The 26,646-nt window shown below is 56.4% G+C and carries 21 protein-coding genes; 16 read left to right on the top strand and 5 right to left on the bottom strand.

The window, feature by feature from the left end; all coding sequences use genetic code 11:
- Window positions 1-8: 8 nt before the first annotated feature.
- The 4 genes from relA (at window position 9) to eno (ending at window position 6,341) form a co-directional block, all read left to right on the top strand.
- Entirely contained in the window at window positions 9-2,240 is a 2,232-nt protein-coding gene (gene relA / locus ACQG0T_RS18310; RefSeq protein WP_003862722.1) for a GTP diphosphokinase, read from the top strand.
- Between the two features lie 67 nt (window positions 2,241-2,307).
- Entirely contained in the window at window positions 2,308-3,099 is a 792-nt protein-coding gene (mazG, locus tag ACQG0T_RS18305; RefSeq protein WP_017382826.1) for a nucleoside triphosphate pyrophosphohydrolase, read from the top strand.
- A gap of 223 nt (window positions 3,100-3,322) precedes the next feature.
- Entirely contained in the window at window positions 3,323-4,960 is a 1,638-nt protein-coding gene (gene pyrG / locus ACQG0T_RS18300; RefSeq protein WP_003862718.1) for a glutamine hydrolyzing CTP synthase, read from the top strand.
- A gap of 82 nt (window positions 4,961-5,042) precedes the next feature.
- A complete protein-coding gene (gene eno, locus ACQG0T_RS18295; protein WP_006811784.1) occupies window positions 5,043-6,341 on the top strand; it encodes a phosphopyruvate hydratase in 1,299 nt (432 codons plus the stop codon).
- A 52-nt stretch (window positions 6,342-6,393) separates the two neighbouring features.
- Here the strand turns inward: eno and ACQG0T_RS18290 are convergent, their stop codons facing one another.
- Window positions 6,394-7,218: a MurR/RpiR family transcriptional regulator gene (locus tag ACQG0T_RS18290; RefSeq protein ID WP_015571725.1), complete on the bottom strand. Its 825-nt coding sequence runs from the start codon at window positions 7,216-7,218 to the stop codon at window positions 6,394-6,396.
- A 166-nt stretch (window positions 7,219-7,384) separates the two neighbouring features.
- On the opposite strand from ACQG0T_RS18290, the gene ACQG0T_RS18285 reads away from it, so the two are divergent.
- From ACQG0T_RS18285 to queE, 3 genes are read left to right on the top strand one after another with little or no spacing between them, the layout of a single operon-like run.
- Window positions 7,385-8,944, top strand: a complete 1,560-nt coding sequence (locus ACQG0T_RS18285; RefSeq protein WP_017382825.1) for a maltose/glucose-specific PTS transporter subunit IIC — start codon at window positions 7,385-7,387, stop codon at window positions 8,942-8,944.
- Window positions 8,944-9,651: an N-acetylmannosamine-6-phosphate 2-epimerase gene (locus ACQG0T_RS18280; protein WP_040118042.1), complete on the top strand. Its 708-nt coding sequence runs from the start codon at window positions 8,944-8,946 to the stop codon at window positions 9,649-9,651. The genes ACQG0T_RS18285 and ACQG0T_RS18280 overlap by 1 nt, the downstream gene beginning before the upstream one ends.
- Before the next feature lie 54 nt (window positions 9,652-9,705).
- Window positions 9,706-10,377 carry a 7-carboxy-7-deazaguanine synthase QueE gene (gene queE / locus ACQG0T_RS18275; protein ID WP_006811780.1) on the top strand — a complete coding sequence of 224 codons (672 nt, stop codon included), beginning with the start codon at window positions 9,706-9,708 and terminating at the stop codon, window positions 10,375-10,377.
- Window positions 10,378-10,394: 17 nt separating this feature from the next.
- Here the strand turns inward: queE and ACQG0T_RS18270 are convergent, their stop codons facing one another.
- Window positions 10,395-11,792 carry an MFS transporter gene (locus ACQG0T_RS18270; RefSeq protein WP_017382823.1) on the bottom strand — a complete coding sequence of 466 codons (1,398 nt, stop codon included), beginning with the start codon at window positions 11,790-11,792 and terminating at the stop codon, window positions 10,395-10,397.
- Between the two features lie 27 nt (window positions 11,793-11,819).
- Complete coding sequence (locus tag ACQG0T_RS18265; protein WP_271040441.1) at window positions 11,820-12,989, bottom strand: M20 aminoacylase family protein; 1,170 nt, start codon at window positions 12,987-12,989, stop codon at window positions 11,820-11,822.
- A gap of 171 nt (window positions 12,990-13,160) precedes the next feature.
- Here ACQG0T_RS18265 and ACQG0T_RS18260 point away from each other — a divergent pair, with 171 nt between their 5' ends.
- Window positions 13,161-15,515, top strand: a complete 2,355-nt coding sequence (locus tag ACQG0T_RS18260; RefSeq protein ID WP_252051552.1) for a helix-turn-helix domain-containing protein — start codon at window positions 13,161-13,163, stop codon at window positions 15,513-15,515.
- Here the strand turns inward: ACQG0T_RS18260 and queD are convergent.
- The gene (gene queD / locus ACQG0T_RS18255) at window positions 15,500-15,865 is read right to left on the bottom strand and encodes a 6-carboxytetrahydropterin synthase QueD (RefSeq protein ID WP_006811776.1); all 366 of its coding nucleotides are present in this window, start codon (window positions 15,863-15,865) and stop codon (window positions 15,500-15,502) included. The two genes, ACQG0T_RS18260 and queD, sit on opposite strands and share 16 nt — an antisense overlap.
- Before the next feature lie 303 nt (window positions 15,866-16,168).
- Here queD and cysJ point away from each other — a divergent pair, with 303 nt between their 5' ends.
- From cysJ to cysH, 3 genes are all read left to right on the top strand, one after another.
- A complete protein-coding gene (gene cysJ / locus ACQG0T_RS18250) occupies window positions 16,169-17,974 on the top strand; it encodes an NADPH-dependent assimilatory sulfite reductase flavoprotein subunit (RefSeq protein ID WP_032654820.1) in 1,806 nt (601 codons plus the stop codon).
- On the top strand, window positions 17,974-19,686 hold the full coding sequence (cysI, locus tag ACQG0T_RS18245) for an assimilatory sulfite reductase (NADPH) hemoprotein subunit (RefSeq protein ID WP_063933091.1): 1,713 nt from the start codon (window positions 17,974-17,976) through the stop codon (window positions 19,684-19,686). The genes cysJ and cysI overlap by 1 nt, the downstream gene beginning before the upstream one ends.
- Before the next feature lie 99 nt (window positions 19,687-19,785).
- The gene (gene cysH / locus ACQG0T_RS18240) at window positions 19,786-20,520 is read left to right on the top strand and encodes a phosphoadenosine phosphosulfate reductase (protein ID WP_017382820.1); all 735 of its coding nucleotides are present in this window, start codon (window positions 19,786-19,788) and stop codon (window positions 20,518-20,520) included.
- Between the two features lie 93 nt (window positions 20,521-20,613).
- Here cysH and ACQG0T_RS18235 read toward each other — a convergent pair whose 3' ends face one another.
- Window positions 20,614-21,657 (bottom strand): aminopeptidase, encoded by a 1,044-nt coding sequence (locus ACQG0T_RS18235; RefSeq protein ID WP_015571715.1) that lies wholly within the window; start codon window positions 21,655-21,657, stop codon window positions 20,614-20,616.
- Between the two features lie 237 nt (window positions 21,658-21,894).
- Here ACQG0T_RS18235 and cysG point away from each other — a divergent pair, with 237 nt between their 5' ends.
- The 5 genes from cysG to ACQG0T_RS18210 are packed head-to-tail and all read left to right on the top strand — an operon-like array spanning window position 21,895 to window position 26,595.
- Window positions 21,895-23,253 carry a siroheme synthase CysG gene (cysG, locus tag ACQG0T_RS18230; RefSeq protein ID WP_023295340.1) on the top strand — a complete coding sequence of 453 codons (1,359 nt, stop codon included), beginning with the start codon at window positions 21,895-21,897 and terminating at the stop codon, window positions 23,251-23,253.
- Between the two features lie 9 nt (window positions 23,254-23,262).
- Window positions 23,263-24,171: a sulfate adenylyltransferase subunit CysD gene (cysD, locus tag ACQG0T_RS18225; protein WP_006811770.1), complete on the top strand. Its 909-nt coding sequence runs from the start codon at window positions 23,263-23,265 to the stop codon at window positions 24,169-24,171.
- A 9-nt stretch (window positions 24,172-24,180) separates the two neighbouring features.
- The gene (cysN, locus tag ACQG0T_RS18220; protein WP_015571714.1) at window positions 24,181-25,605 is read left to right on the top strand and encodes a sulfate adenylyltransferase subunit CysN; all 1,425 of its coding nucleotides are present in this window, start codon (window positions 24,181-24,183) and stop codon (window positions 25,603-25,605) included.
- On the top strand, window positions 25,605-26,210 hold the full coding sequence (gene cysC / locus ACQG0T_RS18215; protein ID WP_015571713.1) for an adenylyl-sulfate kinase: 606 nt from the start codon (window positions 25,605-25,607) through the stop codon (window positions 26,208-26,210). Before cysN ends, cysC begins: the two co-directional genes overlap by 1 nt.
- Before the next feature lie 58 nt (window positions 26,211-26,268).
- Window positions 26,269-26,595 carry a DUF3561 family protein gene (locus ACQG0T_RS18210; protein WP_023304328.1) on the top strand — a complete coding sequence of 109 codons (327 nt, stop codon included), beginning with the start codon at window positions 26,269-26,271 and terminating at the stop codon, window positions 26,593-26,595.
- The last annotated feature ends 51 nt before the right edge of the window (window positions 26,596-26,646 follow it).

The following is a 26,646-nucleotide window of genomic DNA, read 5'->3' as shown; positions in this document are numbered from 1 at the left end:
AGAGGACGATGGTTGCGGTAAGAAGTGCACATTTAAATAAAGCTGGTGAGTTTGACCCTCAAAAATGGATCGCAAGTCTGGGGATTTCCAGCCAGCAGTCGTGTGAACGCTTAACCGAAACCTGGGCCTATTGTTTACGCACAACGCAGGGGCATCCGGACGCTGAACTGCTGTTGTGGCGCGGCGTGGAGATGGTTGAAATTCTCTCCATGCTGAACATGGATATCGAAACGCTACAGGCCGCACTGCTGTTCCCCCTGGCGGACGCCGACGTGGTGACGGAAGACGTCCTGCGTGAAAGCGTCGGCCAGTCCGTCGTGGCGCTTATCCACGGCGTGCGTGACATGGCAGCCATTCGTCAGCTTAAAGCCGCGCAAACGGACTCTGTCTCTTCCGAGCAGGTGGATAACGTCCGTCGCATGCTGCTGGCGATGGTAGATGATTTCCGCTGCGTGGTGATCAAGCTGGCCGAACGGGTTGCCCATCTGCGTGAAGTGAAGGATGCGCCGGAAGACGAGCGCGTCCTGGCCGCTAAAGAGTGTACGAATATCTATGCGCCGCTGGCGAACCGTCTCGGTATCGGGCAACTGAAGTGGGAGCTGGAAGATTACTGCTTCCGCTACCTGCATCCGGCGGAATACAAACGCATTGCAAAATTGCTGCACGAACGCCGCATTGACCGCGAGCACTATATCGAGGAATTTGTCAGCGGGCTGCGCCAGTCGATGAAAGAGGAGAATGTGCGCGCCGAGGTCTACGGGCGTCCAAAGCACATCTACAGCATCTGGCGCAAAATGCAGAAGAAACATCTCGCCTTTGACGAGCTGTTTGACGTGCGCGCCGTACGTATCGTGGCGGAGCGTCTCCAGGACTGCTATGCCGCGCTGGGGATAGTGCATACTCACTTCCGCCATCTGCCGGATGAGTTCGATGACTACGTCGCCAACCCCAAACCAAACGGCTATCAGTCTATTCATACCGTGGTGCTCGGCCCTGGCGGCAAAACGGTGGAAATTCAGATCCGTACCAAACAGATGCACGAAGACGCCGAGCTGGGCGTGGCGGCGCACTGGAAATACAAAGAGGGTACCTCCGGCGGCGGTCGCTCCGGTCACGAGGACCGTATCGCCTGGCTGCGTAAGCTGATTGCGTGGCAGGAAGAGATGGCCGACTCCGGCGAAATGCTCGACGAAGTGCGCAGTCAGGTCTTCGACGATCGCGTCTACGTCTTTACCCCGAAAGGGGATGTTGTTGATTTGCCGGCAGGCTCCACGCCGCTCGATTTCGCCTACCACATCCACAGCGATGTGGGACACCGTTGCATCGGGGCGAAGATCGGCGGACGTATCGTACCGTTTACCTACCAGCTCCAGATGGGCGATCAGATTGAAATCATCACCCAGAAGCAGCCAAACCCAAGCCGCGACTGGCTGAATCCGAACCTCGGTTACGTTACCACCAGCCGTGGGCGCTCTAAAATCCACGCCTGGTTCCGCAAGCAGGATCGTGACAAGAACATCCTTGCCGGTCGTCAGATCCTGGACGACGAGCTGGAACATATCGGGATAAGCCTGAAAGAGGCGGAGAAATTCCTGCTGCCGCGCTACAACTTCAACGAGCTCGACGAACTGTTAGCGGCGATTGGTGGCGGCGATATCCGCCTGAACCAGATGGTGAACTTCCTGCAAGCGCAGTTCAACAAGCCAAGCGCAGCGGAGCAGGATGCGGCAGCGCTGAAACAACTCCAGCAGAAAACCTACGCTCCGCAGCAGCGCAGCAAGGACAATGGCCGCGTGGTGGTTGAAGGAGTGGGTAACCTCATGCACCATATTGCCCGCTGCTGCCAGCCGATCCCGGGAGACGATATTGTCGGCTTTATCACCCAGGGGCGTGGGATCTCGATTCACCGCTCCGACTGCGATCAGCTTGCAGAGCTGCAATCGCATGCGCCGGAACGTATCGTGGAAGCCGTCTGGGGGGAGAGCTACTCGGCGGGTTACTCGCTGGTGGTGCGCGTCACTGCCAACGACCGCAGCGGCCTGCTGCGCGACATCACCACCATTCTCGCCAACGAGAAGGTCAACGTGCTGGGCGTTGCCAGCCGCAGCGATACCCGCGAGCAGCTTGCCACCATCGATATGACTATCGAAATCTATAACCTTCAGGTGCTGGGCCGCGTACTCGGCAAACTGAACCAGGTGCCGGATGTGATTGACGCGCGTCGTCTGCACGGCGGCTAAACATCCTCTTCTGTAGGCCGGGTAAGGCAACGCCGCCACCCGGCTCAGGCATTTAATGGAATCTGTTATGACTCAAATCGACCGCCTGCTTGGCATCATGAAACGCCTGCGCGATCCGGAAAACGGCTGCCCGTGGGATAAAGAGCAGACTTTCGCCACCATTGCGCCTTACACGCTGGAAGAGACCTACGAAGTGCTGGACGCGATTTCGCGCGAAGATTTCGACGACCTGCGCGGTGAGCTGGGCGACCTGCTGTTCCAGGTGGTGTTCTACGCGCAGATGGCGCAGGAAGAGGGGCGCTTTAACTTTGACGATATCTGCGCCGCTATCAGCGACAAGCTGGAGCGTCGTCATCCGCATATTTTTGGCGATGCCTCCGCAGGCAACAGTGCGGAAGTGCTGGCGCGCTGGGAGCAGATAAAAAGCGCCGAACGCGCTGAAAAATCCCAGCACTCGGCGCTGGACGACATTCCCCTGAACCTTCCCGCGCTGATGCGCGCGCACAAAATTCAAAAGCGCTGCTCGGCGGTAGGGTTTGACTGGAACTCTCTCGGCCCGGTGCTGGAAAAAGTGCACGAAGAGATCGACGAAGTGATGCATGAAGCGCAGCAGGCCGTTGTGGATGAAGCAAAGCTGGAAGAGGAGATGGGCGATCTGCTGTTTGCGACCGTCAACCTTTCGCGCCACCTCGGTGTAAAAGCGGAAACCGCCCTGCAAAAAGCGAACATTAAATTCGAACGACGCTTTCGCGAAGTTGAGCGGATTGTGGCCTCGCGCGGCCTGGAAATGAGCGGGATTGACCTCGACGCGATGGAAGAAGTCTGGCAGGAAGTAAAACGCCAGGAACATGATCTCTAACGAGATTTTGCGATCAAGCGCAATTTGTGTGATTTTTTAAATGACAAGCGCTTGATTTGCGTCAAAAACATTTACCCAAAAGGGGCTATTTTCTCACTCCTTATGTTTGTCATGGCCTGGAGTGGAGACGGAGAATGAAAGTTTGTGGCGCTCGTCGTGTTCGGGTATACTACTTTCCCGTCCTGGTTATTCCATCGTTTCACCCTAACTTCTCAGGTTCAGCATGACAACGAACTATATTTTTGTGACCGGCGGGGTCGTATCCTCTCTGGGTAAAGGCATTGCCGCAGCCTCCCTCGCAGCCATTCTTGAAGCCCGTGGCCTCAATGTGACCATGATGAAACTGGATCCGTACATCAACGTCGATCCTGGCACCATGAGCCCAACCCAACACGGGGAAGTGTTCGTTACTGAAGACGGCGCTGAAACCGATCTGGATCTTGGCCACTACGAGCGTTTCATCCGTACCAAAATGACCCGTCGTAACAACTTTACGACTGGCCGTATCTACTCTGACGTTCTGCGTAAAGAGCGCCGTGGTGACTACCTGGGCGCGACCGTGCAGGTCATCCCACACATCACTAACGCCATTAAAGAGCGTGTCCTTGCCGGTGGCGAAGGGCATGACGTTGTGCTGGTTGAAATCGGCGGTACCGTAGGGGATATCGAATCCCTGCCGTTCCTCGAAGCGATTCGTCAGCTGGCGGTAGATATTGGTCGTGAGCACGCGCTGTTCATGCACCTGACGCTGGTGCCTTACATGGCAGCAGCAGGTGAAGTGAAAACCAAACCGACTCAGCACTCTGTTAAAGAGCTGCTCTCCATCGGTATTCAGCCTGACATCCTGGTTTGCCGTTCCGATCGCGCCATTCCGGCGAACGAACGCGCGAAAATTGCATTGTTCTGTAACGTGCCTGAAAAAGCCGTTATTTCAATGAAAGATGTCGATTCCATTTATAAAATCCCGGGCCTGTTGAAATCACAGGGTCTGGACGATTATATTTGTAAACGATTCAGCTTGAACTGTCCGGAAGCTAACCTGTCTGAATGGGAGCAGGTGATTTACGAAGAAGCCAATCCGGGCGGCGAAGTGACTATCGGTATGGTCGGCAAGTACATCGAACTGCCGGATGCCTACAAGTCAGTTATCGAAGCGCTGAAACACGGTGGTCTGAAGAATCGCGTCTCTGTGAACATCAAGCTGATTGATTCACAGGATGTAGAGACGCGCGGCGTTGAAATTCTTAAAGATCTGGATGCTATCCTCATCCCTGGCGGCTTCGGCTACCGTGGTGTTGAAGGCAAGATCGCCACTGCACGCTATGCGCGTGAAAACAATATTCCATACCTCGGTATCTGCCTGGGTATGCAGGTTGCGCTGATTGAATTTGCGCGCAACGTAGCGGGAATGGAAAACGCGAACTCTACGGAATTTGTGCCAGACTGTAAGTACCCTGTTGTGGCGCTGATTACGGAATGGCGCGACGAAGACGGTAACGTCGAAGTCCGTACCGAGAAGAGCGATCTGGGTGGCACCATGCGTCTTGGCGCACAGGCCTGCCAGCTGTCCGACGATAGCGTGGTACGCAAGCTGTACGGCGAGCCGGTCATCACCGAGCGCCATCGTCACCGCTATGAAGTCAACAACATGTTGTTGAAACAAATTGAAGCTGCGGGTCTGCGTGTTGCGGGCCGTTCCGGGGATGATCAGTTAGTCGAGATCATCGAAGTGCCTAACCATCCGTGGTTCGTGGCCTGCCAATTCCACCCGGAATTTACTTCAACGCCGCGTGACGGGCATCCGCTGTTTGCAGGCTTCGTGAAAGCCGCCAGCGAGTACCAGAAGCGTCAGGCGAAGTAAAAAAAGTTAGAACGGCAACGCGTACCTTTGGTACGCGTTGTTTGTCTGGAGTTTTAGTTTAACTTGTACTGAGGAAAATCTAATGTCCAAAATCGTTAAAGTCATCGGTCGTGAAATCATCGACTCCCGTGGTAACCCGACCGTTGAAGCTGAAGTTCATCTGGAAGGTGGTTTCGTCGGTATGGCAGCGGCTCCATCAGGTGCTTCTACAGGTTCCCGCGAAGCGCTGGAACTGCGTGATGGCGACAAATCCCGTTTCATGGGCAAAGGCGTACTGAAAGCGGTTGGCGCTGTTAACGGTCCTATTGCTCAGGCTATCGTTGGCAAAGATGCTAAAGATCAGGCTGGCATCGACAAGATCATGATCGATCTGGACGGTACTGAAAACAAATCTAACTTCGGTGCGAACGCAATCCTGGCCGTTTCCCTGGCGAACGCCAAAGCGGCAGCGGCAGCTAAAGGCATGCCACTGTTCGAGCACATCGCTGAACTGAACGGCACCCCAGGCAAATACTCCATGCCTGTACCAATGATGAACATCATCAACGGTGGTGAGCACGCAGACAACAACGTTGATATTCAGGAATTCATGATTCAGCCAGTTGGCGCGAAAACCCTGAAAGAAGCGGTACGTATGGGTTCTGAAGTGTTCCACAACCTGGCTAAAGTTCTGAAAGCTAAAGGTATGAACACGGCTGTTGGTGACGAAGGCGGCTACGCGCCAAACCTGGGTTCTAACGCAGAAGCACTGGCTGTTATCGCTGAAGCGGTTAAAGCAGCAGGCTACGAGCTGGGCAAAGACATCACCCTGGCGATGGACTGTGCAGCATCTGAATTCTACAAAGACGGTAAATACGTTCTGGCTGGCGAAGGCAACAAAGCGTTCACCTCTGAAGAGTTCACCCACTTCCTGGAAGACCTGACCAAACAGTACCCAATCGTGTCTATCGAAGACGGTCTGGACGAGTCTGACTGGGATGGTTTCGCATACCAGACCAAAGTACTGGGCGACAAAATCCAGCTGGTTGGTGACGATCTGTTCGTAACCAACACCAAGATCCTGAAAGAAGGCATCGAGAAAGGCATCGTTAACTCCATCCTGATCAAATTCAACCAGATCGGTTCTCTGACCGAAACGCTGGCTGCGATCAAAATGGCGAAAGACGCTGGCTACACCGCGGTTATCTCTCACCGTTCTGGCGAAACTGAAGATGCTACCATCGCTGACCTGGCTGTTGGTACCGCTGCTGGCCAGATCAAAACCGGTTCTATGAGCCGTTCTGACCGTGTTGCTAAATACAACCAGCTGATTCGTATCGAAGAAGCGCTGGGCGAAAAAGCACCTTACAACGGTCGTAAAGAGATCAAAGGCCAGGCATAAGCCTGAACCTTCGTTCTTATGAAAAAACCCGCTTCGGCGGGTTTTTTGTTTTCTATAGCAGAAGCGGCAACGTGGCGCTTGCCGTTTGCTGGCTGACGTCACCGTAATGGCTGTCTACTGCAATAAGGGAAGTGGTTAGCAGTTCAACCAGCAGCATCACGCCAACCTTGGCGTTGAGCGCACCCGCGCTCAGCGGTCCCTCTGGCTTGGCTGCAACCAGCTGCAAATCGCTCAGGGAGGCCAGCGGGCTGCGAGGCGTATTGCTGAGCGCCAGTACCTTAACGCCGCGCTTGCGGGCAAGTTTCACCACGTGAAGCAGATCCCGTGTAGAGCCGGAACTTGAGATGGCCACCACCAGCGTCTCTTTCGAGAGCGTCGTCGCATTCATGGCGGCGCGATGCATATCGCTAAACAGCTGTGCAGGTTTGCCGAGTCGCAGCAGCTTGTAATGCAAATACTCCCCCAGAATTGCGCTGGCCGCCACCCCGTAAATTTGCACTGACTGCGCCTGATGCAGGGCCAGTGTCGCCTGTTCAAGCTGTGCCCGGTCGAGGAGTTTTGCGGTATCTTGCAGCGCCTGGACAGACTCATCCACCACGTTATCTATTGCATCTCCTGCCTGACGCTCTGGCAAACCCTGCTGAATATCCAGCGCAAGCGCCATTTTAAATTCGTTATATCCCTTACAGCCCAGCGTGCGGCAAAGGCGTGTGACGCTGGCCTCGCTGGTGCCGCTTTCACGCGCCAGCTCGGTGATCGTCAGGTAGAGCACCCTGGCAGGATCGTTGAGGACAAATTCCCCCAGTTTTTGTTGCGTTGGGCTGTACCCGGAAGCCTCCTGGCGTAGCTTCAGCAGCAGGTTTTCATGGTCCGACATGCTAGATCCTTAATGCGTTTCTCTGCTAACTAGTGTGGCGGAAAGCGGGGGAGAGATGCCAGTCATTTCGAAAAAGTATGATCGGTGTCCTGGTTTTTGGTGGTAATTTTCACAATTAAAAATATATGTGGTAAAAATTTTCATCAATAACCAGGGGGATAAAAAAATGATGCAAATGTTCAGCGGAGCGTCTTCCGGCGGATGGTTTGAAAAAGCGCAGCGCTTCGGCAAATCCTTTATGTTACCCATCGCCATACTGCCCGCAGCAGGTCTGTTGCTGGGGATCGGCGGGGCGCTATCGAATCCGAATACGCTTACCGCGTATCCATTTTTAGACGTTGGCTGGCTACAGGCCATCTTTACCATCATGAGCAGCGCTGGCTCGATTGTGTTTGCAAACCTGTCGGTACTGTTTGCTGTTGGGGTCGCCGTTGGGCTGGCGAAAAATGATAAAGGCACGGCAGGGCTGGCGGCGTTGCTCGCTTATCTGGTGATGAATGCCACTATCAATGCGCTGCTGATCCTGACCGGAAAACTGGCGCATGAGAACCCGGGCGCCGTAGGGCAGGGCATGACGCTGGGTATTCAGACGCTTGAAACGGGCGTGTTTGGTGGGGTAGTTATTGGGCTGGTGACCTGCGCACTGCATCATCGATTTAATAAAATCGCGCTTCCGCAATTCCTGGGCTTTTTTGGCGGCTCACGCTTCGTTCCCATTATCAGCTCACTGGCGGCGATACTCGTCGGCGCGCTGATGACCGTGGTCTGGCCGCATTTTCAGAAGCTGATCTTTGGCCTCGGCGGGCTGGTGGATGCCACCGGCTATCTGGGGACTTTGCTGTACGGCTTCATCCTGCGCATGCTTGGCCCGTTTGGTTTGCACCACATCTTCTATCTTCCGTTCTGGACCACCGCGCTTGGCGGCAGTGAAATTGTTAACGGTCACCTGGTTGAGGGCACGCAGCGGATCTTCTTCGCCCAGCTCGCCGACCCGAACACGCAGCATTTCTATGAGGGCACGTCGCGCTTCATGTCCGGGCGCTTTATTACCATGATGTTTGGTCTGCTCGGCGCCTGCCTTGCGATGTACCACACGGCCAGGCCGGAGAACAAAAAGCGGGTTGCCGGGCTGCTGCTCTCTGCGGCGTTAACCTCATTCCTGACGGGAATTACCGAGCCCATAGAATTCTCATTCCTGTTTATTGCCCCGGTGCTGTACGTCATTCATGCGCTGTTTGACGGGCTGGCGTTCATGCTCGCGCACATGCTGCACATCACCATCGGACAAACATTCTCCGGCGGGTTTATTGATTTCGTGCTGTTCGGCATTTTGCAGGGAGAAGCGAAAACTAACTGGATGTTCGTCCCGCTGGTGGGCGTACCGTGGTTCTTCCTTTACTACTGTACCTTCCGCTATCTGATCAAACGTTTTGATTTTGCCACGCCGGGCCGTGAAAAGGAGGCGTTGGCTGACGAGGCTACCCTGCCGCAAAGCGAGCGCGCCGCGGCGGTGATCGCCGGGCTGGGAGGAAAAGACAATCTGGATGACGTTGACTGCTGCGCCACGCGCCTTCGCGTCACGGTGAAAGACGGTAGCAAAGTCAATGAATCTGCACTGAAAGCGACCGGCGCCCGCGGCGTAATCGTCCGCGGCAACGGGGTCCAGGTCATCTATGGCCCGCACGTCACCATTATCAAAAACGAAGTAGAAGAGATCTTATCGTAATGAAAACTGTACTGGATAACCTGAAAGGAAAACTGGTCGTCTCCTGCCAGGCGCTGGAAAACGAACCGCTGCACAGCCCGTTTATTATGTCGCGAATGGCGCTGGCGGCGGCCCAGGGCGGTGCCGCTGCGATCCGCGCCAATAGCGTGGTGGATATTGAGGCTATCAAAGGGCTGGTCTCACTGCCGGTAATCGGCATCATCAAACGAGACTATCCGGACAGCGAGGTGTTCATCACCGCAACGCTCAAAGAAGTGGATGAGTTGATGGCGGTCGGCCCGGAGATCGTTGCGCTGGATGCGACCGCCCGGAAACGGCCCGGTGGCGGATCGCTGGACAAGCTGATCGCGCAGATCCGCGCCCGTTACCCTTCGCTGCTGCTGATGGCGGATATTGCCACCGTGCAGGAGGCCGTGACCGCGCAGGCGCTGGGGTTTGATTGCGTCGGAACCACCCTTTACGGTTATACGACGGAGACCGCGGGCCATTCGCTACCGGAAAATGACTGCGCGTTTTTGAAAGAGGTGCTGTCTGCCGTCACGATCCCCGTGATTGCCGAAGGTAACGTGGATACGCCTGAACGCGCGGCCAGGTGTCTGGCGCTGGGGGCGCACACGGTTGTCGTCGGCGGGGCGATCACCCGACCGCAGCAAATTACGGAACGGTTTATGGCGGCAATTGGCGCGCAAAGCACCGATGGAGCATGATCATCTGACGGGGATCTGCGATACTTATCGTTTATCCCCTTAACAGAGTTGACTATGCAGTACCCGATTAACGAGATGTTCCAGACCCTGCAAGGCGAGGGTTACTTTACCGGCGTTCCCGCTATCTTTATTCGTTTACAGGGATGCCCGGTTGGCTGCGCCTGGTGTGATACCAAACATACGTGGGATAAGCTCGCAGATCGGGAAGTATCGCTGTTCAGCATTCTGGCGAAAACCAAAGAGAGCGATAAATGGGGCGCGGGTAGCGCAGAAGATCTGCTTGCCATTATTGGTCGTCAGGGCTGGACGGCGCGGCACGTGGTGATCACCGGCGGGGAACCCTGCATTCACGATCTGATGCCGCTCACCGAACTGCTCGAGAAGAACGGCTATAGCTGTCAGATCGAAACCAGCGGCACCCATGAAGTGCGCTGCTCCCATTCAACGTGGGTCACGGTTTCACCAAAAGTGAATATGCGTGGTGGGTATGACGTACTGTCGCAGGCGCTTGAGCGAGCTGATGAGATCAAACATCCGGTGGGGCGCGTGCGTGACATCGAAGCGCTGGATGAACTGCTGGCGACGCTGACGGACGAAAAGCAGCGCGTGATCGCGCTACAGCCTATCAGCCAGAAAGACGATGCGACCCGTCTGTGCATTGAAACCTGTATCGCCCGCAACTGGCGGCTGTCGATGCAGACGCACAAATATCTGAACATTGCCTGATACTTTTGTGGCCCCGCTTAACGCGGGGCTTTTGTTGTTGGCAGTAAAGCCCAGGTCACGACTGCCGACCCAAGGCAAATCGCACTGTTGAAAAGCAAGGCATACTGCGCGGCACTGGCCGTTCCCATCGGCAGCCATAGCGCGTACAGCGATGCGGTGACCGCGATACCCATTGCGCCGCCCAGGGAACTGCCCATCTTATAGATCCCAGAAGCCACCCCCACTTTGTTTTCAGGGGCATTCATTACCGCCGTGTCCGTTGAGGGCGTGGCGTAACATCCGAGCCCCAGCCCGAATAAAATATTGCTCAGAAAAACGGTAACAATGTAGACCTCTTTGCTTAAGAAGGTGCATGAAATCAGCGAAATACCTGTTGCGGTCAGCAGCGGGCCGGTCATCATCGGCAGCCTGGCGCCATAGCGCTGAAGCAGTTTTTCACCCACCCGGATCATCGCCAGTACGGTAACCAGATACCCCAGCGTCATCATGCCTGTCTGTAGCGGTGACAGATGATGGCCTTGCTGCAACCAGATGCTGGCGATCATCATGGTGCCAATGCAGCCGTTGAGCAGGAAATTTGAGAATACCGAGGCGCTATAGGCCCGGTTTTTAAACAGGGCGAAATCGATCAGCGCCGCATCGCCTTTCCGCCGCCCGGTAACGATAAAGCACATCAGTGCAATCACGGCTCCACACAGTACAAGAAGCGATAAACTGCTGCTCCAGCCCCAGCTGTGTCCTTTGCTGATAAACAGATTGAACAGCACCAGCATAAGGACAAAACTCACCAGGCCGCTGATATCCAGTTTGTGTCGACACGCATCAGGGCTGCGGCTTTCCGGCGTGGCGCGGATAAGCAATAGCGCGACCAGAGCCACCACCATCGACAGAATAAAAATCCAGCGCCAGCCCAGCGTGGTGGCGATGGCGCCTCCCACAAACGAGCTCAGGCCACTCCCGCCCCATGAACCGATAACCCAGAAACTGATTGCGCGCTGGCGTGCTTTACCTTCATACCAGGTTTTAATCAGCGCCAGCGTGGCGGGCATAATGCAGGCCGCTGATAGCCCCTGTATCGCTCGTCCCAACAGAAACAGGACGGGCTCCCATGAAATGAACAGCAGACCACTCCCGATCATGCTCAGGATCAGGCCAATCATGGTCAGGCGCATGCGCCCAAACTTATCGGCAAACCCACCGCAGGCGACGACAAAACAGCCGCTGAACAACGCGCTCAGGCTGACGGCCAGCGTAAGGGTTTCGAGGGCAATATCGAGGCTATTCTGCATGGCCGGAACCACGTTGATAACCGACTGGGCAAACAGCCAGAATGTCAGAACGCTCATGACGATACCCGCCAGCAGCCGATCGTTACCGGCGTAGGCGGATGCGCCTGTCAGGGAAACGGTACTCATAGTGCAGCCCTCCCGGGAAGGTGCGAATCAGCGCAGATAGTGTTCGGTCAGTGCGGCCCACAGCGCCGCGCCGGTGAGGAGAATGTTGTCGTTAAAGTCGTAGCCCGGGTTATGTACCATGCAGCGGTCAGGCTCATCCCCGGCGCCAAGCGTGAAATAGCATCCATTGGGATTTTTCTCGAGCATGAAAGCAAAGTCCTCGCTGCCCATAAACGCATTGACCTCCGCGACGGCATCCTGACCGAACAGATCGGTGGCGACGCTGCGCACCATCTCGTTGGCTTGCGGATTGTTTTTCAGCACCGGGCTGCCGTTAATGTGTCGAATGGTGGCCGTCGCATTGAAACTTTCCGCCTGTGCAACGGCGATATCATGGATACGCTGTAACACGGTTTGCCGCACGCGTTCATCCAGCGTGCGCACGGTAAGTTTCATCAATACTTTGTCGTTGATAATGTTGGGAGCGTGCCCGGCCTGAATGCTGCCTACGGTAACGACGGCAGGCTGGAAGGGGGTAATGTTGCGCGAAACAATCGACTGCAACGCGATAGTGATATGGCAGGCAACCAGGGTGGCGTCAACGGTATGTTCTGGCACCGCGCCGTGACCACCTACGCCGTTAACCTCAATATGAAGGGTGTCGGAAGAGGCCATCATGGCGCCATCGCGCAGACCAATTTTTCCGAGGGGCTGTGACGGCATATTGTGCAGGCCAAAGATGTGGTCGCAGGGGAACAGGTCAAACAAACCGTCCTCTACCATAACGCGTCCGCCATACAGAAGTTCTTCCGCGGGCTGAAAAATAAGGTGCAGCGTGCCGTTAAAATTGCGGGTGCGTGCCAGGTACTCCGCTGCATACAGGAGCGTTGTGGTGTGGCCGTCATGACCGCAGCCGTGGAATTTACCCTCAACGGTACTGCTCCACGCCTTGCCGTTGTTTTCCTGCATTGGCAGCGCATCCATATCGGCGCGCAGGCCCAGGCGTTTATGCCCGTTACCCACCTTCAGTGTGCCGACCACACCGGTTTTCGCCAGGCTGCGATGAACCTCATATCCCCATTCCTGAAGCAGCGCTGCAACGCGATCGCTCGTGTTGTGCTCCTCAAAACCAATTTCAGGATGCTGATGAAAATAGCGACGTAATTCAGTGAACCGGGCTTCGTTGCCACGCAGAGCTTCGATAATTGGATGTGTCATTTTTGTTATCCTTTTTCTGCCAAACGATGATAATTTCGAGTCTATGACGATCGTCCCGCCTGAAAATGCATTTTTTTGTTGTAAAGCGACGGCTTTATTTTGATTGTTTTTCATACAATTCAGTTATGACAAAAAAGATCAGGTCATTTTTTGTCTTTGGTGAGGGGTAAGATGGCGCAACGGGGAGATGAATTTTGGATAGAGATTCAGGACATTCGCCACTGCGTGGAGGATGAAGGCGATACGCTAACGTTGCTCTGGGTGCTGGAAGGGCGGGCAGAGCTGAACACCGATGTGGGACGTGACATCCTGGAGGCCAATACCCTTGCTATCATCAACCGTCATCGGCGCTGGCAGTTCACGAGCGAAACGGCAAATGTCACCCTGCGCGTAACCCTTTCCGGGCGCTGGGTCGTCCAGCTCTGCAATGATTTTTTTGCCCATGATTATGCTGTACCGGCAGAAGCCGGAGGCGTCTGGCCCCAATGCGATGCGCTTCGCGATCTGCTGCGCCAGCTTCTTGTGGTCACCCTCATCAACGACCCGCACCGCTACCGGCTGGAGGCGTACCGCTGGCTGAGCGAGATATTGCTGTTGCTGACCAGCCGCTTTCAACAGCCCGCCCGTATGCTGTCCCGGGAACTTTCATCAGCGCACAGCAAACGCATCGCCCGGGTGATAGAGCGGATCAATGCCAGTTATTCCCGCCGTATTACGCTTGCGGAAATCGCCGCGAGTGAATATGTCTCTGAAGCCTGGCTCTCTCGTCTCTTTCGCAAGGAGGTGGGGATCAGTTTCATGCAGTATATCACCCACCTGCGGCTGGAAAAGGCGGCCGACGCTCTCCGGCTGACGAACCGACCGCTGCACCAGATTGCGCTTGAGCAGGGTTTCGCCAGCACGCGTATGATGAGCGATCGGTTCAGGCGTGTTCACAATATGTCTCCGGGTGAGTTTCGTAAGGCCCGGCGCCAGCACCCGGAGGCGGCACGTATTCGGACGGACAGGCGTGAGCAGCGCTATCCGGTCGCCGTGGACAAGCTGTTTAGCCTGCTCAATGAACCGGTGGCGCGCGGTTGGGGAGCCTCGCCGCTCATCGTTCATCCGCAGCAGGAGCAGAGCCTGGATCTTGAGCAGCTTAATCCTCTTTCTGCCTCGCTGCGCCGTATGCGGGTGGTCATTACCCTGCGTGAGCTCGACGATTTGCTGCGTGAGGACGTTCGACAAAATCTGGAGGCAATAAATGAGGCCATTCCCATTGAGGGGATTGATATCGCCGAACCTTTTCTCAGCAGTCGTCTGTTTGCCACCGGGTGGGATGACCCCCAGATGGCGGGCTACGCCTGCTGGTACAATCTGCATCAGCTCTTCACCTGGCTGGCAAAAAAGCAGTGGACGGTGCTACTGCACACCGGCGTAACGACACGTCGCGATCTTCTTACCCGTTTTTTACAACAGTCGGTTAATCATTTTTCGCCAGAGATCACCGCGGGCTGGCACTTCGTCATGCACTGGTCAACACAGGCGAGTGAGGAGACCCGGGAGCAGGTCTGGCTGGCCCAGCAAAAGGCAATACGAACTTATCTTCCGCAGGCAAAGTTTGGTTTATGGCACCGATTTGCCCCCGTCAGCGCGGGCGTAAGCGACGATACCCTATTCAGTTCAGCCATCCTGATGCAGGCCGATTTTCTTGCCTGTTCTGCCGATGCTAATGAACTTCTCGATCCCGCGCAGCTGGAGGCAACCCCTCTCTCTTCAACGGAAAATTATCCGATACTGAAGGTCCGCCAGATCCTCGCTGCCCTTCGCTTGCGTAAATGTTCGCTTCCCGTCTGGCTTCTCTCCTGGAATACCCTCACCGGCAACACGCGGGCGACAAACGGCTGGTTTTTTCGTGGGGCGCTGCTGATGCAGAACCTGCTCGGGCTTTCGGAGCAGGTCTGGCTGGCGGGATTCTGGCTCAATTCGGGCCTTCAGGGAGAAGCTCGTGCGAACAACACCATCGATACCTCAAGCCTGGCGCTACAGTATAACCATGGTCTGCCGCGTCCGGTTTATTGGGTACTCTGGCTCTGGCAACGTCTGCGGGGCGAGGTGCTGGTCAATGATAAGCGTGTCCTGCTTACGCGCCATCGCAATGGTTATCAGCTGTTGCTGCGTAATGTGGTGGTTTTTAATCCGCTCCTTTCCAGTGAAGAAGCATTCATCCAGCGTTTTCGCCAGCAGTATCATTTACACCTGAAGGGAATGCGCGGTAAATGGCGAATTAAATGTCATCTGTTTGATCAGCACAACGGCGCGCTCTATCCGTTACTTGAAGGGGTTGGCAGCGAAAGCGGCCCTGATGAAGAGATGTGGCGCTGGATAGCGCATAAAGCGCGTCCAACGCTTTCCGTACGCGATGAACGCCTTTATGACGGCTGGCAACTGAGTGAATCACTGGAGAGTAATGCACTGGTGCTCTACGAGTTTACGCCGCTCGTGCCTCGTGAGACCGCAACGGAGGAGATTCACTCCCCGCGGTAGACGCAGCCTGCCGTGCAGGTCTCTTTGATCATCACCGCGCTCAGCAGCGGGACCAGCGGTTTCATCTGATCCCAAATCCATTTCGCCAGCACTTCGCTGGTCGGGTTTTCAAGGCCCGGAATATCATTCAGATAGTAGTGATCGAGACGATCGTAGGTTGGCTTAAACGCAGCCTTCAGTTCGGCAAAGTCCATGATCCAGCCCGTATGGGGATCGACTTCACCGGTGATTTCAAGACGCACCATAAACGAGTGTCCATGCAGGCGGCCACATTTGTGCCCGGCAGGAACGTGTGGAAGGTGGTGTGCGGCTTCGAAGGTGAAATCTTTAAACAGTGTGGTGGACATCATAGCTCTCAGGAATGCGGAAAAAACCGCCGCATAGTACCGGAAAGCACAATTTTTATCATTAACTAAAACGGCTCTGAACGGTCACCGCCTCGTATTCATGGTGTTTATCGGCCTTTATTGTTTTATTTCAGATAGTTATTTAATCGCTTTTATCGTTAAGAACGATAACTAAAACAGGTTAGTCCATTTGGTTATTTATTATTTCCATCCCTTCTTTAATTGTTATTATCCCCGCCGTTAACCTTATCTTCAGTTTGGATTTATTCGCTTAAAGTCCGCTTTGCTACTGGAACATAACGACGCATGACAACACAGGCCCCACCTTCAAATTTGCTTCCCCTTAACCCGGAGCAACTGGCGCGCCTCCAGGCCGCGACTTCCGATTTTTCACCCACCCAGCTCGCCTGGGTCTCCGGCTATTTCTGGGGAATGCTCAATCAGCAGCCGGGTGCTGTGGCTGGCGTCCCGCCAACGGCCGTTGAAATTCCTGCCATCACGCTTATCTCCGCTTCGCAAACGGGTAATGCCCGTCGTGTGGCCGAAGCGCTGCGTGATGACCTGCTCGCCGCGAAGCTGAACGTCAACCTGGTCAACGCCGGGGATTATAAATTCAAACAGATCGCGTCAGAAAAACTGCTGGTGGTGGTGGCCTCAACGCAGGGGGAAGGTGAGCCTGCGGAAGAAGCCGTCGCGCTGCATAAGTTCCTGTTCTCGAAAAAAGCGCCCAGGCTGGAGGGCACCGCCTTTGCCGTCTTCGGCCTCGGTGATACGTCCTATGAATTTTTCTGCCAGTCCGGTAAAGACTTCGACAGCAAGCTGGCGGAGCTGGGTGCAGAGCGCCTGCTGGATCGCGTAGACGCTGATGTCGAATACCAGGCCGCCGCCGCCGAATGGCGGACGCGCATCGTTGAGGTGCTGAAGGCCCGCGTCCCGAAAGAGACGCCAGCGCAAGCCGCCGTTACCGCAGCGGGCACCGTCAACGAAATCCACACCAGCCCTTACACGAAAGAGGCGCCGCTGACGGCGAGCCTGTCGGTAAACCAGAAAATCACGGGCCGTGATTCGGAAAAAGACGTGCGCCATATCGAAATCGATCTCGGTGACTCCGGCCTGCGTTATCAGCCTGGCGATGCGCTGGGCGTCTGGTATCAGAACGATCCGGCGCTGGTGAAAGAGCTGGTCGAGCTGCTGTGGCTGAAAGGCACGGAGCCGGTCCAGGTGGAAGGTAAAACCTTACCGCTCTCTGAGGCGCTTCAGTGGCATTTCGAGCTGACGGTGAACACCGCCAACATCGTTGAAAACTTCGCCACCTTAACGCGCAGCGAGTCCCTTCTGCCGCTGGTGGGGGACAAGACGAAGTTACAGCATTACGCCGCGACGACGCCGATTGTCGACATGGTGCGTTTCTCCCCGGCACAGCTGGATGCCGACGCGCTGATCGGCCTGCTGCGTCCGCTGACGCCGCGTCTTTACTCCATCGCCTCTTCACAGGCGGAAGTGGAAAACGAAGTCCACATCACCGTTGGCGTGGTGCGTTACGACATCGAAGGCCGCGCGCGGGCGGGTGGGGCGTCGGGCTTCCTGGCCGACCGCGTGGAAGAAGAGGGCGAGGTGCGCGTCTTTATCGAACACAACGACAACTTCCGCCTGCCGGCGAACCCGGAAACGCCGGTGATCATGATTGGCCCGGGCACCGGCATCGCACCGTTCCGCGCCTTTATGCAGCAGCGTGCAGCGGACGAGGCGCCGGGTAAAAACTGGCTGTTCTTCGGCAACCCGCATTTTACTGAAGATTTCCTCTACCAGGTTGAATGGCAGCGCTACGTCAAAGAGGGCGTGCTGACCCGCATCGATCTGGCCTGGTCCCGCGATCAGAAAGAAAAAGTATACGTACAAGACAAACTGCGCGAACAGGGCGCAGAGCTGTGGCGCTGGATCAATGACGGCGCCCACATTTATGTCTGCGGCGACGCCAATCGCATGGCGAAAGACGTTGAGCAGGCACTGCTGGAAGTGATTGCCGAATTCGGCGGTATGGATGCCGAAACGGCGGATGAATTTTTAAGTGAGCTGCGCGTAGAGCGCCGTTATCAGCGAGATGTCTACTAATGAGCGAAAAACATCCTGGCCCACTGGTGGTCGAAGGCAAACTGACTGATGCCGAGCGCATGAAGGTAGAGAGCAACTACCTGCGCGGTACCATTGCCGAAGATTTAAATGACGGCCTGACCGGCGGTTTCAAAGGCGACAACTTCCTGCTGATCCGTTTCCACGGTATGTACCAGCAGGACGACCGCGATATCCGCGCCGAACGTGCCGAACAGAAGCTGGAGCCGCGTCATGCGATGCTGCTGCGCTGCCGCCTGCCGGGTGGCATCATCACCACCAAACAGTGGCAGGCGATCGACAAGTTTGCCGGTGAAAACACGATTTACGGCAGCATCCGTCTGACTAACCGTCAGACCTTCCAGTTCCACGGCATTCTGAAGAAGAACGTCAAGCCGGTGCACCAGATGCTGCACTCCGTGGGGCTGGACGCGCTGGCGACCGCCAACGACATGAACCGTAACGTGCTTTGCACCTCGAACCCGTATGAGTCCGAGCTGCACGCCGAAGCGTACGAGTGGGCGAAGAAGATCTCCGAGCACCTGCTGCCACGCACGCGTGCCTATGCGGAGATCTGGCTCGATCAGGAGAAAGTCGCGACCACGGACGAAGAGCCGATCCTCGGTCAGACTTACCTGCCGCGCAAATTCAAGACCACGGTGGTTATCCCGCCGCAGAACGATATCGACCTGCACGCCAACGACATGAACTTCGTGGCGATTGCCGAAAATGGCAAGCTGGTCGGCTTTAACCTGCTGGTGGGCGGCGGTTTGTCCATCGAGCATGGGAACAAGAAAACCTACGCCCGCACCGCGAGCGAGTTCGGCTTCCTGCCGCTGGAGCACACGCTGGCCGTGGCTGAGGCGGTGGTTACTACCCAGCGCGACTGGGGCAACCGTACCGACCGTAAAAACGCGAAAACCAAATACACCCTGGAGCGCGTGGGCGTCGAGACGTTCAAAGAAGAAGTGGAGCGTCGCGCGGGGATCAAGTTTGAGCCGATCCGCCCTTACGAATTCACCGGTCGCGGCGATCGCATTGGCTGGGTGAAAGGTATCGATAATAAATGGCACCTGACGCTGTTTATTGAAAACGGTCGTATTCTGGATTATCCGGGCCGCCCGCTGAAAACCGGTCTGCTGGAAATTGCTAAGATCCATAAAGGCGAGTTCCGCATTACCGCCAACCAGAACCTGATTATTGCCGGCGTGCCGGAAAGCCAGAAGGCGAAGATCGAGAAGCTGGCGCGCGATCATGGGTTGATGAATGCGGTTAAACCGCAGCGTGAAAACTCGATGGCCTGCGTGTCGTTCCCGACCTGCCCGCTGGCGATGGCCGAAGCCGAGCGTTTCCTGCCGTCCTTCACTGATAAAGTGGAAGCGATTCTGGAAAAGCACGGTATTCCGGACGAGCATATTGTTATGCGCGTCACCGGCTGCCCGAACGGCTGCGGTCGCGCGATGCTGGCCGAGCTGGGTCTGGTGGGCAAAGCGCCGGGTCGTTACAACGTGCACCTTGGCGGCAACCGTATGGGGACGCGCATTCCGCGTATGTACCGTGAAAATATTACGGAACCGGAAATTCTTGATTCCATCGACGAGCTTGTCGGGCGCTGGGCGAAAGAGCGCGAAGCGGGTGAAGGCTTCGGCGACTTTACGGTGCGTGCGGGCATCATTCGCCCGGTGCTCGATCCCGCAAGGGATTTCTGGGAGTAACGCATCCTTTGCCCGGTGGCGCTTCGCTTACCGGGCCTACGGGTTTTGTAGGCCGGGCAAACGCAGTGCCGCCCGGCAAAACAGGCAAACGAGGTTCTTATGTCCGTACTCGATCTAAACGCCCTTAATGACCTGCCAAAAGTCGAACGCATTCTGGCCCTGGCAGAAACCAACGCCCAGCTGGAAAAACTCGACGCCGAAGGGCGCGTGGCGTGGGCGCTGGAAAACCTGCCGGGTGACTATGTGCTGTCGTCAAGCTTTGGCATCCAGGCGGCGGTCAGCCTGCACCTGGTGAATCGGATCCGCCCGGACATTCCGGTGATCCTCACCGATACCGGCTATCTGTTCCCGGAGACCTACCAGTTTATTGACGAGCTGACGGACAAGCTCAAGCTGAACCTCAAAGTTTACCGCGCGACGGAAAGCGCGGCCTGGCAGGAGGCGCGCTACGGCAAGCTGTGGGAACAGGGCGTTGAGGGCATTGAGAAATACAATGAGATCAACAAGGTCGAGCCGATGAACCGGGCGCTGAAAGAGCTGAACGCTCAGACCTGGTTCGCGGGCCTGCGCCGCGAGCAGTCCGGGAGCCGGGCAACGCTGCCGGTGCTGGCGGTGCAGCGCGGCGTGTTCAAAGTGCTGCCGATCATCGACTGGGATAACCGCACGGTGTACCAGTATCTGCAAAAGCACGGGCTGAAGTACCATCCGCTGTGGGATCAAGGCTACCTGTCGGTAGGCGACACCCATACCACGCGTAAATGGGAACCGGGAATGGCGGAAGAAGAGACGCGATTCTTTGGGCTGAAGCGCGAGTGCGGGCTGCACGAAGGGTAATGTTTTTTCGCCCGGTGGCGGCTACGCCTTACCGGGCCTACGTTTCGTGCCGTTGTAGGCCCGGTAAGCGCAGCGCCGCCGGGCTTAATTGCCTCAGGCTTTCCCCGCTTTCGCCAGCTCCTTCACCAGCGGCAGCATCACCTTCACGACATCCCGGCTGCGGTGCTCAATCCGCTGCGGCAGCGCTTTATCAATGTGCTGCTGATTATCCAGCCGCACATCATGCCAGCTGGTCCCGTCCGGAAAGGCTTTCGATTTGCTGCGCTGCTGATAGCCATCTTTTTTGCCCAGCGCCCAGTTCGTCGCCTCGACGTACAGCACCGGAATGCCCGCCTTATCAAACACTTCACCGTCATTACAGCAGCCTGTGCCTTTAGGATACTGCGGGTTACCGCCCGGATTTGTTGCGGCATAGACGCCATGCGTGCGGGCAAGCGCCAGCGCGCGGTCGCGGGTGAGTTTACGTACGCTGCTCGGCGTGCTCTGTCCGCTATTAAAATAGAGCTTATCCCCCACGATCAGATTATCGAGGTTAATCACCAGCAACGTATTTTTCTTCTCCTCAGCGCTCATGCGCTTAAGGAGATTCTCAGCGCCGAGTTTTCCTTCTTCTTCGCCGCTGGTCGCAACAAAGCGAATGCTGTATTTCGTCGGAATATTCTTCAGGCGTTCGGCCAGCTCAAGCATCACGCCCAGACCCGCCGCATTGTCATCCAGTCCCTGAAGCGTCAGCCCGCCGAGGTTATTATCGACATCGGCGTCGCTCAACGGCGTGTAGGTATCAAGGTGCGCCATAATAATAATCTGCTCAGCCGCCTTTCCTTCGTGCGCCGCAATGACCGTGCTGCCGGTTACGTTATGCCAGTTCTGCGTTTTATTGCGTGTGGTATAGATGTAGCGGCTATGGAAAGCGCGAATGTCGCTCTCATAGCCCATATCCGCAAATTGCTGACGGATATAGTCTGCCGAGAGCATCTCGGCTGGGGTTCCGGTCATACGGCCCGGAAAGACCGTCGCAATATGCCGCGCCTGCATACTGGCTATTTCACCGTAAGATTGATTTTTTGCCTGAGCCGGAAGGATAAAGCAAACGCCGAGCGCCAGGGCAACGAATCGGTGGCGCATTGCGGAAAACATAGTGAGTCCTTAAAAACAGAGCAAAATTTTAACCCGCATAGTATGAAACTGTGATCGGGTAGACACAATTTGAATTGCTCCTAAATGCCCGAAATTTCGCGTGTTAAGCACTTTTTGATATTTGCTTTTCCACGGCGTTATTCCATTGAGTAACTACTCATTCCAATTCGTAATTTCATTCGATCTAAGCCGCCCCCTATAGTCCCTTTATTCGTGGTTGTTAGTGAGTTGTTGCCTGTGGACTATCTCCCCCTTTTTGCTGCCTTAAAAGACCGACCGGTACTGGTTGTCGGGACGGGTGAAATTGCCGATCGCAAAATCGCCTTCCTGCAACGCGCCGGGGCGCAGGTGCAGATCGTTGCAGAGGCGGATTTTGAAGAGTCTCAGATCGACAGCGTGGTGCTGGTGATTGCGGCAACCGAAGATCGGCCGCTCAACCGCCGCATCTCCGACGCAGCTCAGGCCCGTCACCGTCTGGTGAACGTGGTAGACGACCAGCCGTTATGTTCATTTATCTTCCCGTCGATTGTCGACCGCTCGCCGCTGCTGGTGGCGATCTCCTCCGGCGGCACCGCCCCGGTGCTGGCGCGCGTGCTGAGAGAAAAAATCGAAGCGCTGCTGCCGACCAGCCTCGGACGCATGGCGGAGAAGGCCAGCTACTGGCGCAACCATTTGAAAACGCGTCTGACCAGCGTGACGGAACGCCGTCGCTTCTGGGAGCGTGTGTTTCGCGGCCGCTTTGCCAGCCTGATGCAGGCCGGTAACGAGACGGCGGCGCAACAAATTCTCGAAGACGAACTGGATAACCCCGGCAGTACGGGCGGAGAGATCATTCTGGTGGGCGCCGGGCCGGGCGATGCCGGGCTGCTCACGCTGCGTGGCCTCCAGGTTCTTCAGGATGCGGATATCGTGTTCTATGACCACCTGGTCACCGACGGTATTCGCGAGCTGATCCGCCGTGACGCGGAGCAAATTTGCGTCGGCAAACGTGCCGGCGAGCACTCCGTGCCCCAGCACGACACCAACCAGATGCTGATTGCCGCTGCGAAAGCGGGCAAGACCGTGGTGCGCCTGAAAGGGGGCGACCCGTTTATCTTCGGTCGTGGTGGCGAGGAGTTGCAGGCGGCAGCCGAAGCGGGCGTCCCGTTCCAGGTGGTTCCCGGCATTACGGCGGCGTCTGCCGTCACGGCCTACGCCGGTATTCCGCTGACCCATCGCGATTACGCCCAGAGCGTGACCTTTGTGACCGGGCACTATAAAGCCGACAGCACGCCGTTTGACTGGTCGCATCTCGCCCAGAGCCGACAAACGCTGGCGATTTATATGGGCACGATGAAAGCGGCAGACATCAGTGAACAGCTTATTCAGCACGGTCGCGATGCGACGACGCCGGTAGCGGTGATCTCCCGCGGGACACGCGTCGATCAGCATGTCGCAATCGGCACCTTACAAGACCTTGCAACCCTGGCGAAAGACGCCCCAATGCCCGCCCTGATTGTGGTGGGAGAAGTGGTGCAGCTGCACAGCACGCTCGCCTGGTTCCAACACACAACCGACACAGAAGGCTTTGGCGCTTCTGTTATAAATTTGGCTTAAGGAACGGTTATGGACCAAAAACGACTTACTCACCTGCGGCAGCTCGAAGCGGAAAGTATCCACATTATCCGCGAAGTGGCCGCCGAGTTTTCTAACCCGGTGATGATGTACTCCATCGGTAAAGATTCCAGCGTCATGCTGCACCTGGCGCGTAAAGCGTTTTATCCGGGTACGCTGCCGTTCCCGCTGCTGCACGTGGATACCGGCTGGAAATTCCGCGAGATGTACGAGTTTCGTGACCGTACCGCCAAAGCCTACGGCTGCGAGCTGCTGGTGCACAAAAACCCGGAAGGGGTGGCGATGGGTATCAACCCGTTCGTGCACGGCAGCGCCAAGCATACCGACATCATGAAAACCGAAGGGCTGAAGCAGGCGCTTAACAAATACGGTTTTGATGCGGCCTTCGGCGGCGCGCGCCGTGACGAAGAGAAATCCCGCGCCAAAGAGCGTATCTACTCCTTCCGCGACCGCTTCCACCGCTGGGACCCGAAAAACCAGCGTCCGGAGCTATGGCACAACTACAACGGCCAGATCAACAAGGGCGAAAGCATTCGCGTCTTCCCGCTCTCCAACTGGACCGAGCTGGATATCTGGCAGTACATCTATCTGGAAAATATTGAGATCGTTCCGCTGTATCTGGCGGCCGAGCGCCCGGTGCTGGAGCGCGACGGCATGCTGATGATGATCGACGACGATCGCATTGATTTACAGCCGGGCGAAGTGATCAAAAAACAGATGGTCCGTTTCCGTACTCTCGGCTGCTGGCCGTTGACCGGCGCGGTGGAATCCAGTGCGCAGACGCTGCCCGAGATCATCGAGGAGATGCTGGTGTCGACCACCAGTGAGCGACAGGGCCGCGTGATTGACCGCGACCAGGCAGGCTCCATGGAGCTGAAGAAACGTCAGGGTTATTTCTAAGGAGCCGCCATGAATACGACTATTGCCCAACAAATTGCCGATGAAGGCGGCGTAGAAGCTTATCTGCACGCCCAACAGTACAAAAGCCTGCTGCGTTTCCTGACCTGCGGCAGCGTGGATGACGGGAAAAGTACCCTGATTGGTCGTCTGCTGCACGACACGCGCCAGATCTACGAAGATCAGCTCTCTTCCCTGCACAACGACAGTAAACGCCACGGCACCCAGGGCGAAAAACTCGATCTGGCGCTGCTGGTGGACGGCTTGCAGGCGGAGCGCGAGCAGGGCATTACCATTGATGTCGCCTATCGCTACTTCTCTACCGAAAAGCGCAAATTTATTATCGCCGACACCCCGGGGCACGAGCAGTACACCCGTAACATGGCGACCGGCGCGTCCACCTGTGACCTGGCGATCCTGCTGATCGACGCCCGTAAAGGTGTGCTGGATCAGACTCGTCGTCACAGCTTTATCTCTACGCTGCTTGGGATCAAACACCTGGTGGTGGCAGTGAACAAAATGGATCTGGTGGACTACAGCGAAGCGCGTTTCGACGAGATCCGCCAGAGCTACCTGACCTTTGCTGAACAGCTGCCGGGCAACCTCGATATTCGCTTTGTGCCGCTGTCGGCGCTGGAAGGGGATAACGTCGCCTCTCAGAGCGCGAACATGCCGTGGTACAGCGGCCCGACGCTGCTGGAAGTGCTGGAAACCGTTGAAATTCAGCGCGTGGTCGATACCCAGCCGATGCGCTTCCCGGTGCAGTACGTGAACCGTCCGAACCTCGATTTCCGCGGCTTCTCCGGTACTCTCGCTTCAGGCTCCGTGAAGGTGGGTCAGCGCGTCAAGGTGCTGCCATCAGGCGTGGAATCGACCATCGCCCGTATCGTCACCTTTGATGGCGATCTGGACGAAGCCGGGGCAGGTGAAGCGGTAACCCTGGTACTGAAAGACGAAATTGATATCAGCCGCGGCGACCTGCTGGTCGACGCGCAGGAAACGCTGGCGGCAGTGCAGGGCGCATCCGTAGACGTGGTGTGGATGGCCGAACAGCCGCTGACCGCAGGCCAGAGCTATGACATTAAAATCGCCGGCAAGAAAACCCGCGCCCGCGTGGACGGCATTCAGTTCCAGGTGGACATCAACAACCTGACCCACCGTGACGTGAGCGAGCTGCCGCTGAACGGCATAGGTCTGGTGGATATGACCTTCGACGAGCCGCTGGTGCTGGATCCGTATCAGCAGAATCCGGTGACGGGCGGGCTGATCTTCATTGACCGCCTGACCAACGTCACCGTCGGTGCCGGGATGGTGCGCGAGCCTGACGCACAGGCGAGCGTGACGTCTGAGTTCAGCGCCTTCGAGCTGGAACTGAATGCGCTGGTGCGTAAGCACTTCCCGCACTGGGGCGCACGCGATCTGCTGGGAGGCAAGTGATGGCCGCCCATGATGAGAACGTCGTCTGGCATCCTCATCCGGTCACCGTTGCCCAGCGCGAACAGCTCCACGGTCACCGTGGGGTTGTGCTGTGGTTTACCGGGCTGTCTGGCTCCGGTAAATCCACGGTGGCAGGCGCACTGGAAGAGGCGCTGCATCAGCAGGGGGTGAGCACCTACCTGCTGGACGGCGACAACGTGCGTCACGGCCTGTGCAGCGATTTAGGGTTCAGCGATGAAGACCGTAAAGAGAACATTCGTCGGGTAGGGGAAGTCGCCAGCCTGATGGCGGATGCCGGGCTGGTGGTGCTAACGGCGTTTATCTCACCGCACCGCGCCGAACGTCAGATGGTGCGTGAGCGCGTGGGGCAGAATCGCTTTATTGAAGTGTTTGTGGATACCCCGCTGGCAATCTGCGAAGCGCGCGATCCAAAAGGGCTGTACAAAAAAGCCCGCGCGGGAGAGCTGCGAAACTTCACCGGCATTGACTCGGTTTACGAAGCGCCTGAATCCCCTGAGATTCATCTGGAAGGCCAACAATTGGTAACAAATTTAGTAAGCCAATTATTAGACCTGCTCAGACGGGACGATATTATCAGATCCTGAGACGGTATCGTTCGGGAGCTGTCTTCCCGAGCGATGAGTCACGGTCACAGGATTAGCTATGCGCAACAGTGAAAACTACATGATTACCACCGGGTCGGAACCGTTAACGACCGACGACGAGACGACCTGGTCCTTCCCTGGGGCGATAGTCGGCTTCGTGTCGTGGTTACTGGCGCTGGGTATCCCGTTTTTGATCTACGGTGGTAACACCCTCTTTTTCTTCCTCTATACCTGGCCTTTCTTTCTGGCGCTGATGCCCGTTGCGGTGGTTGTGGGCGTGGCGCTGCACTCCCTTTTCAACGGCAAGCTCCTGTATAGTACGTTCATCACTATCGCCACCGTTGTGGTCATCTTTGGCCTGCTGTTTTTATGGCTGATGGGCTAACTTACGGCATAATTAAAACCCCGCAGTAGAGTCCAGCGGAAAGTTATGGGA

The organism is Enterobacter cloacae complex sp. 302F9, from assembly GCF_050030335.1.
GTDB lineage: Bacteria > Pseudomonadota > Gammaproteobacteria > Enterobacterales > Enterobacteriaceae > Enterobacter > Enterobacter hormaechei_C.
The sequence above is the reverse complement of the archived record's forward strand: the minus strand, read 5'-3'. Positions and strand labels throughout refer to the sequence as shown.